At 39.7% G+C, this 9,281-nt stretch carries 7 protein-coding genes and 2 tRNA genes; all 9 read right to left on the reverse strand.

The genetic code is table 11. The features are described from left to right. Nucleotides 1–82: 82 nt before the first annotated feature. A complete protein-coding gene (gene pnp / locus XM47_RS16305; protein ID WP_048694924.1) occupies nucleotides 83–2,194 on the reverse strand; it encodes a polyribonucleotide nucleotidyltransferase in 2,112 nt (703 codons plus the stop codon). A 154-nt stretch (nucleotides 2,195–2,348) separates the two neighbouring features. Beyond that, nucleotides 2,349–2,618 carry a 30S ribosomal protein S15 gene (rpsO, locus tag XM47_RS16310; protein ID WP_048694926.1) on the reverse strand — a complete coding sequence of 90 codons (270 nt, stop codon included), beginning with the start codon at nucleotides 2,616–2,618 and terminating at the stop codon, nucleotides 2,349–2,351. A 111-nt stretch (nucleotides 2,619–2,729) separates the two neighbouring features. Then, a complete protein-coding gene (gene truB / locus XM47_RS16315; RefSeq protein ID WP_412731128.1) occupies nucleotides 2,730–3,635 on the reverse strand; it encodes a tRNA pseudouridine(55) synthase TruB in 906 nt (301 codons plus the stop codon). Beyond that, a complete protein-coding gene (gene rbfA, locus XM47_RS16320; protein WP_048694930.1) occupies nucleotides 3,635–4,051 on the reverse strand; it encodes a 30S ribosome-binding factor RbfA in 417 nt (138 codons plus the stop codon). Before rbfA ends, truB begins: the two co-directional genes overlap by 1 nt. A 193-nt stretch (nucleotides 4,052–4,244) precedes the next feature. Further along, nucleotides 4,245–6,890 (reverse strand): translation initiation factor IF-2, encoded by a 2,646-nt coding sequence (gene infB, locus XM47_RS16325; RefSeq protein WP_048694932.1) that lies wholly within the window; start codon nucleotides 6,888–6,890, stop codon nucleotides 4,245–4,247. 22 nt (nucleotides 6,891–6,912) lie between these two features. Then, the gene (nusA, locus tag XM47_RS16330; protein WP_048694935.1) at nucleotides 6,913–8,418 is read right to left on the reverse strand and encodes a transcription termination factor NusA; all 1,506 of its coding nucleotides are present in this window, start codon (nucleotides 8,416–8,418) and stop codon (nucleotides 6,913–6,915) included. Between the two features lie 24 nt (nucleotides 8,419–8,442). Then, nucleotides 8,443–8,883, reverse strand: coding sequence for a ribosome maturation factor RimP (gene rimP / locus XM47_RS16335; protein ID WP_149865542.1), 441 nt, complete (start codon nucleotides 8,881–8,883; stop codon nucleotides 8,443–8,445). A gap of 171 nt (nucleotides 8,884–9,054) precedes the next feature. Beyond that, nucleotides 9,055–9,131 (reverse strand) — tRNA-Met (locus XM47_RS16340). A 33-nt stretch (nucleotides 9,132–9,164) separates the two neighbouring features. Continuing rightward, nucleotides 9,165–9,251, reverse strand: a tRNA-OTHER gene (locus XM47_RS16345). Nucleotides 9,252–9,281 lie beyond the last annotated feature (30 nt).

A 9,281-nucleotide genomic window follows, 5' to 3' on the forward strand; every position in this document is an offset into this window, starting at 1 on the left:
CTTATCACAGCTCATAGACAAAATTTAAAGGCACAAAAAAGCCGCAATGAAGCGGCTTTTAGATCTAGAAGCTTAGCTGAAATTATTCAGCTGCAGGCGCTGCTTCAGCTGGTTTCTCAGCGGCAGCTTTCATACTTAAACGTACACGGCCTTGACGGTCGATTTCAAGTACTTTAACTTTGATTTGCTGACCTTGGCTTAAGAAATCAGAAACAGCATTTACGCGCTCTTCAGCGATTTGTGAAATGTGAACCAAACCTTCTTTACCAGGTAAAATCTCAACAAACGCACCAAAATCAACGATACGAGTTACTTTACCGTCGTAAATTGTGCCAACTTCAACTTCAGCAGTGATAGCTTTAATACGCTCAATTGCAGCGTCAGCTTTATCTTTACCAGTTGCAGCGATCTTTACAGTACCGTCATCTTCGATTTCGATAGTTGTGTCAGTTTCTTCTGTTAACTGACGGATAGTCGCGCCACCTTTACCAATTACGTCACGGATTTTATCCGAGCTAATCTTCATGGTGTAAATACGAGGTGCAAATTCAGAAACTTCTTCTCTGTGGCCACCAATTGCTTCGTCCATTACGTTTAAGATGTGTAAACGTGCAGCTTTAGCTTGGTTTAATGCAATTTGCATGATCTCTTTAGTGATACCTTCAATTTTGATATCCATTTGAAGCGCTGTGATACCTTCAGTAGTACCAGCTACTTTAAAGTCCATATCACCTAAGTGATCTTCATCACCTAAGATATCAGAAAGAACAACAAAGTCGTCGCCTTCTTTAACTAGACCCATAGCGATACCCGCTACAGAAGCTTTAATTGGCACACCGGCATCCATTAATGCTAATGAAGAACCACAAACAGAAGCCATTGAGCTAGAACCATTTGATTCTGTGATTTCAGATACAATACGAACTGTATACGGGAATTCACTTGAATCAGGCATTACAGCAGCAACACCACGCTTAGCTAAACGACCGTGACCAATTTCACGACGCTTAGGTGCGCCAACAAAACCAGTTTCGCCTACACAGTATGGAGGGAAGTTGTAATGGAAAATGAACTTATCACTTGTGTCGCCAGTTAAACCATCGATAGTTTGCGCGTCACGCTCAGTACCTAAAGTTGCAACAACGATTGCTTGTGTTTCACCACGTGTGAATAAAGCAGAACCGTGAGTTCTTGGTAAAATACCAGTACGAACGTCAAGTGCACGAACCATAGTTGGATCACGACCATCAATTCTTGGCTCACCTGAGATAATTCGGCTACGAACTACTTTTTTCTCAACTGAACTTAAGATATCTGAAACAACATTTGTGTCGACTTCTGGATCAGCTTCAACGATTGCTGCTAATGCATTGTTTTTAACTTCTGTTGCAGCGTCTTTACGCTCAGCTTTATCAGCAATTTGGTAAGCAGCTGTGTAACCAGGCTGTGCAAGTTCAGTTGCTTTTGCAACTAAATCTTGATCAACTTCTTCAGCTTGCCATTCCATTGCAGGTGTATTTACTTCTGCAGCAAATTCACGAATATTATCAATGACTAGCTGTTGTTGTTCATGACCATAAACAACCGCACCTAACATAGTGTCTTCAGCTAATACGCTTGCTTCTGATTCAACCATAAGTACTGCATTTTCAGTACCTGAAACAACTAAGTCTAACTCTGAAGTTGCTAATTCAGTTGTTAATGGGTTTAGCATGTATTGACCGTCTTTATAGCCAACACGTGCAGCACCGATAGGACCATTGAATGGAGCGCCAGAAATAGCTAATGCAGCTGATACACCAATCATAGAGATGATATCAGGTGCGATTTCAGGGTTAGCTGACATAACCGTAATCACAACTTGAACTTCATTCGTAAAACTTTTTGGGAATAAAGGTCTGATTGGACGGTCGATTAAACGAGCAGTTAAAGTTTCGCCTTCACTTGGCTTAGCTTCACGCTTGAAAAAACCACCAGGGATTTTACCTGCTGCGTATGTTTTTTCTTGGTAGTTAACTGTTAGTGGGAAGAAATCACGGCCCGGGTCACTTTCCTTCTTTGCCACAACAGATACTAATACTGTTGTGTCATCCATACTTGCCATCACGGCTGCTGTTGCTTGACGAGCGATAACGCCAGTTTCCAATGTGATCTTATGTTGACCATATTGGAAGGATTTTGTAATTGGAGTCACAATAATTTTTCCTTCGAATTCTCTATATGTATTTGTCTTTTAATTTCGGTGCTGATTATATACTCAATGCAGTCAAATAAGTACAGCTGTAGAAACAAAAAAAGAGCCAAAAGGCTCTTTTTATTTGTATAAACTCAATGTTTGAGAATATATCTTAGCGACGTAAACCTAAACGTTGAATTAAGCTAGTGTAACGCTCAACATTTTTACGCTTTAAGTAGTCTAAAAGGCTACGACGAGAGTTAACCATACGGATTAAACCACGACGTGAATGGTGATCTTTCTTGTGATCGCCAAAGTGACCTTGTAACTTGTTAATTCTGTGAGTTAACAAAGCAACTTGAACTTCTGGTGAACCAGTATCGCCTTCTTGCAATGCGTAATCCGCAACGATTTGTGCTTTTTCTGCAACAGTTAGTGACATAATTATTACTCCAATATTCGGGTAGGCCGATCACTAAGCCAGCGTACCTATAAATGAGGGGCGGATTTTACGTGAATATAGTTTTTTTTTCAAGTAAATTCTCTAAGTGATTCAGGATTGAACTGACATCATGCGCTTAGGCTGAAGCAGTTTATTGTCTTCTACCTGTACAACACCCAAAAATTGATTCGTGTTTTGGTTATAAGCTCGGTAACTGCCAGGCTCCTGTTCTACATAAAACCTCTGACCATTGCCTAAACGAGCAGCATGCTCATCATCCAATTCAATAATTGGCATATAGCTAATACCAGCATCCGAACCTAGTAACCTGGCCTCGAGCTCTGCTTCAGATAAAGCTTCAAAAGCTTCCAAGCTTAAAATGTCAGATTCAGAAAAGCCAAACACTTCTGTTCTTCTCAGCTCTGCCACATGAGCACCACAGCCCAATTTTTCACCTAGGTCATCTACTATAGTACGAATATAGGTACCTTTAGAACATGAAATTGTCATAGTGACGTTTGGTAAATCTATCTCATCTATGTTAATGAAGTAGACTTCAATCTCTCTTACCGGTCTAGGAACTTCAATTCCTTGTCTTGCATAAAAATACAGAGGCTTGCCTTGATATTTTAATGCAGAGTAAATAGAGGGCATTTGTGATTGCTTGCCGACAAAAGATTTAATCGCATCTTCAATCTCTTCAACAGTAAGCTGCTCAGTAGGGCGTATTTGTACCACTTCGCCTTCAGCATCAGATGTATCAGTTCTTTCACCTAATTTAGCTGTTACCTGATAAACTTTATCAGCATCGAGTAAAAACTGGCTAAATTTAGTCGCTTCCCCAAAACAAATCGGCAATAAGCCTGTCGCTAAAGGATCTAGTGCGCCTGTATGCCCAGCTTTTTTAGCTCGATATAAAAACCTAACATTTTGTAATGCGCGATTTGAAGAGATACCTTTCGGTTTATCTAACAAAACGACACCATCTAAATCTCTAAATGGTACTCGAGCCAAAATTATGCCTCATCATCTTTGTTAACTTGCGAATCGTCAGCATCATCAATTTTTGATTTTGCTTGGTCTTTAGCAATTGCATCATCAACAAGTCGAGACATACGTATACCTTCATTTAGGCTGTTATCTAAACAGAATTTAATATTAGGTACACTTCTCATTCTGATTGATTTAGCCAATAACGAACGAACATAAGGTGCTGATTCATTCAATTTTTCTAAAGATTTTTTCATTTCTGCATCATCTTGCAATAATGCAGATACAAAAATTTTCGCATAGGCTAAATCACGAGATACTTCAACATCAGACACAGTTACCATGCCTATAGTTGGATCTCTTAAGTCACGCTGGATAATAGTTGCTACATCACGCTGGATTTGTTGTGCAACTCTGTCTGAACGGGTAAATTCTCTTGCCATTATAAACCTACTTTATTTTATGACTAAAATTTAAGATAAAACGAGTTTGTAAACTAACGAGCAAAGTAATACAGCTAGTATAGGAAAATATTTTTATCTAAAATTTAGTTTTCTAACTATCTCAAAATTTTGATTTAGCAGAATAAAAAGGGGCCTATGGGCCCCTTAATCATGTATAGAAATTTGCTAGAAATTAAATTTCTCGTTTAACTTCAACAATTTCAAATACTTCAATCATATCGCCTACACGTACGTCATTATAGTTCTTAACCCCGATACCACACTCAGTACCGTTACGAACTTCTTGTACGTCATCTTTAAAGCGACGTAATGACTCTAACTCACCTTCATATATTACGATGTTTTCTCTTAATACACGAATTGGGTTATTACGCTTAATGATACCCTCAGTTACCATACAGCCTGCAATTGCACCAATTTTAGGCGATTTAAATACGTCACGAACTTCAGCAAGACCAATGATTTCTTGTTTAAACTCTGGCGCTAACATACCGCTCATCGCTTTCTTAACTTCATCAATCAAGTCATAGATAACGCTGTAATATCTTAATTCAACACTTTCATTATCAATTGTTTTACGCGCTGTTGCATCGGCACGAACGTTAAAACCTAATAAGATAGCATTTGACGCTGCTGCTAAGCTTGCATCTGTTTCAGTGATACCACCAACACCGCTACCAATGATTTTAACTTTAACTTCTTCAGTCGATAATTTCAGTAATGCGTCTGAAATCGCTTCAAGTGAACCTTGTACGTCAGATTTAATAACGATGTTAAGCTCTTGTACATCACCTTCAGTCATATTAGAGAACATATTCTCTAATTTAGCTTTTTGTTGACGTGCTAGTTTAATATCACGGAATTTACCTTGACGCTTCATTGAAACTTCACGAGCTTTCTTCTCATCACGAACAGCAGTAGCTTCATCACCAGCAGCTGGTACACCAGAAAGGCCTAAAATCTCTACTGGAATTGATGGCCCAGCAGACTCAATGTCTTTGCCGTTTTCATCTTTCATTGCTCGAATACGACCGTATTCTAAACCACATAAGATGATGTCACCTTTTTTCAGCGTACCTGTTTGTACTAAGATACTCGCAATTGGACCACGACCTTTATCAAGGCGAGATTCAATAACAACACCAGATGCTAAACCTTCATGAACACAATCTAAATCTAACATTTCTGATTGAAGTAAGATGGCGTCTAATAGTTCATCAACACCCGTACCAGCTTTTGCTGAAACGTGACAGAACTGAACGTCACCGCCCCACTCTTCTGAAATAACATCGTGCTGTGATAATTCATTCTTAACGCGATCTGGATCTGCAGCTTCTTTATCGATTTTATTCACTGCAACAACTAAAGGTACTTCAGCTGCCTTAGCATGCTGGATTGCTTCAATTGTTTGTGGCATTACACCATCATCTGCAGCAACGACAAGAACAACGATATCTGTTGCTTTCGCACCACGAGCACGCATAGAAGTAAACGCAGCGTGACCAGGTGTATCAAGGAATGAAATCATACCTTTGTCTGTTTCTACATGGTATGCACCTATGTGCTGAGTAATACCACCCGCTTCGCCAGAAGCAACTTTTGCTCGACGAATATAGTCTAGTAGTGATGTTTTACCATGGTCAACATGACCCATTACGGTTACCACAGGTGGGCGACGCTTAACTAAGGTTTGCTCACCACGGTTTGTTAGTAGATCTTCTTCTAAAGCATTTTCACTAACAGCTACACCCTTATGACCCATTTCTTCAACAACTAGCAATGCTGTTTCTTGGTCGATAACTTGGTTAATTGTAACCATAGCGCCCATTTTCATCATGGCCTTAACAACTTCTGTACCTTTAATTGCCATTTTAGCGGCTAATTCAGCAACAGAGATTGTCTCACCAATCTTAACTTCACGCTCAGTTGGCGCTACAGGCTTCTGGAAACTTTGCTGTAAGTTTTTAGATGTAAATACTTTCTTACGCTTGCCTTTAATGTGTCTAGGCGTATTTTCATTTTCATCTGATTTAGATTTTTTCTTCTTACGACGACTTGTTTTTTCTTCTTTCAAGTCAGCTTCATCTTCAGCTAGCTGTGCTGCTTTTGATGAATGTAAGTGAACGTCTTTTTTCTCTTCTGCTTTACGCTTAGCTTCTTCTTCTGCCCAACGCGCTGCATTTTCTTCTGCTAATCGCTTAGCTTCTTCTGCAACTCGTTCTGCTTCTGCTTCTGCTTTACGACGTTCTTCTTCTTCTTTTTTCTGTCTTAGTGCTAATTCTTCAGGTGTTTCCACATGATGCTTAGCTTTTTTAACTGGTTGCTTAACTTCTTTAGCTTCAGCTGGTTTCGCTTTTTGCTCTTCCGCTTTTTTCGCTTCTGCTTCTTGCTTAGCTTTCAATTCTGCAGCTTTTTTCGCTTCTGCTTCTTGCTGGGCTTTTAATTCTGCTTCTTTCTTCGCTTGCGCTTCTGCTTCAGCTTTTTTCGCTTCTTCTTCAGCTTGTTTTTGCTGCTCAGCAGAATTAGCTTTAACATAAGTACGTTTTTTACGAACTTCAACTTGTACAGATTTAGCTTTACCTGAACTGCCAGAAACACTTAGTGTACTTTTAGTTTTACGTTGTAAAGTCATCTTACTAGGTGCTGAGCTATCAGCACCATGCTGTTTACTTAAGTGCTCTAGTAACTGTTGTTTTTCATCTTCAGTTACTGAACTAGAAGCTGTTTTATTAATTCCAACTTCTGCAAATTGTTTCACTAATTTATCAACCGGCGTACCGACGTCACTAGCAAGTTTATCGATGGATACATCTGACATTTAATTCTCCTCCGCGGTGTTACTAAGCTTGGTCTTCGTCGCCAAACCAACAAATATTACGAGCTTTCATGATTAAATCGCCCGCGGCTTTTTCGTCGAGTTCTTCAATGCCAGCTAAATCATCAATGCCCTGCTCAGCTAAATCTTCTAACGTGCAAACACCTTTACTCGCTAAAACAAATGCTAAATGACGATCTAAACCTTCAAGGTTTAGTAAGTCGTCTGCAGGTTCTGTATTTTCAAGTGATTCTTCATTGGCTAAAGCTTGTGTCGTAATGGCAGCTTTAGCTCGGCTTCTAAGTTCTTCGACTATATCTTCATCAAACCCGTCAATATCTAATAATTCATTAACAGGCACATATGCAACTTCTTCAACAGTAGAGAAGCCTTCTTCAACTAAAACAGTGGCAAAATCATCATCTATGTCTAGTTTTTCAACAAACAATGTAATTAATTTATCTGCTTCAGCTTGGTGTTTTTCATTCATTTCATCAACAGTCATCACGTTCAGTTCCCAACCAGTTAACTGGCTAGCTAAACGAATATTTTGACCATTTCGACCAATTGCTTGGGCCAAATTATCTGCTTCAACTGCTATATCCATTGTACCTTTGTCTTCATCAACAATAATTGAAGCGACTTCAGCAGGTGCCATGGCATTGATAACGTATTGAGCTGGGTTATCGTCGAAAAGAACGATATCGATACGTTCACCATCTAATTCACCAGATACAGCTTGAACTCGTGAACCACGCATACCAACACAAGCACCAACTGGGTCAATTCTCTTATCATTAGATTTAACCGCAATTTTAGCGCGTGAACCTGGATCTCGTGCTGCACCTTTTAGCTCGATTGTCTCTTCACCGATTTCTGGTACTTCAATGCGGAAAAGCTCAATCAGCATTTCAGGCTTAGTCCGACTCATAACCAACTGAGCACCACGTGCTTCTGGTTTTACATCGTATAACAAACCACGTACGCGGTCACCTGGGCGGAAAGTTTCACGTGGCAATAATTCTTCGCGTCGAATAACAGCTTCAGCGTTGTTACCTAAATCTAAGATAACATTGTCACGGCTTGATTTTTTCACAACACCAGTTAACAACTCGCCCATTTTATCTTCATATTCTTCAATGATTTGAGCGCGCTCTGCTTCGCGTACTTTTTGTACGATAACTTGCTTAGCTGTTTGCGTAGTAATACGGTCAAACTTAATCGATTCAATCTGTTCTTCAGCGTAATCGCCAACTTGCAAGCTTGGATCTTCATACTGAGCAGCTTCTAAGCTGATTTCAGCATAAGGGTTTTCCATGCCTTGGCTAACATCTTCAATAATTTTCCAACGTCGGAAAGTATCAAAGTCACCAGTTTTACGATCAATTGAAACTCGTACTTCAATTTCGCCTTCGTATTTTTTCTTAGTCGCCATTGCTAAAGCTGATTCTAGCGCCTCAAAGATTTTTTCACGAGGAACCGCTTTTTCGTTTGATACAGCTTCCGCTACTAATAGGATCTCTTTATTCATTATTTATCCTCGCTACTCTGTTCCCTAAAATTGAGGAACCACTTGTGCTTTTTCAATATTATTAAATGGGATCACGTATTCGTCGTTATCAATTTCTAGAACTACGGATTTCTCTTCAATACTCTGTAATAAACCTTTAAACTTTCGTCTACCTTCAATCGGCAAACGAGTTTTAACATTTACATGCTGTCCAACATAAGCAGGATATTGTTCAGGTTTAAATAGGATTCTGTCCATTCCTGGAGAAGATACTTCTAATGTGTACTCATCTTTGATTGGATCTTCAACATCTAAAATAGCACTCACTTGGCGACTCACTTCAGCGCAATCGTCAACTGAAATACCGTTTTCACCTTCAATAAATACTCGTAATGTTGAATGTTTACCTGCGCGAATAAACTCTACCCCCCACAGAGTAAAATCTGTGACAGCTACGGCTTGCGCAACGTAGGATTCAAGCTGCATATCTTGCTTTGCCAAGTCAACCTCAAAAAATTATTTAACACAAAATAAAAAGCCCCGACTAATAGACCAGGGCTTCGAAACAAAAAACCATTTGGTTGTTAAACTAATCAATTCATTAGCCTAACAATTTAGAGCTTCCATAAGGCAAAACTCTAAACCAACTCAAAAAGTTGGTTGCGGGAGCCGGATTTGAACCAACGACCTTCGGGTTATGAGCCCGACGAGCTACCAGACTGCTCCATCCCGCGACAATTCTTGATCTATTTTACCAGTTAATCTTCTGGTTGCGGGAGCCGGATTTGAAAAAGCGACCTTCGCCTTTCTCGATTTAGTGAGCCCGACGAGCTACCAGACTGCTCCATCCCGCGACAATTCTTGATCTATTTTACCAGTTAATC

The sequence above is a fragment of the Catenovulum maritimum genome, from assembly GCF_001050375.1.
Lineage (GTDB): Bacteria > Pseudomonadota > Gammaproteobacteria > Enterobacterales > Alteromonadaceae > Catenovulum > Catenovulum maritimum.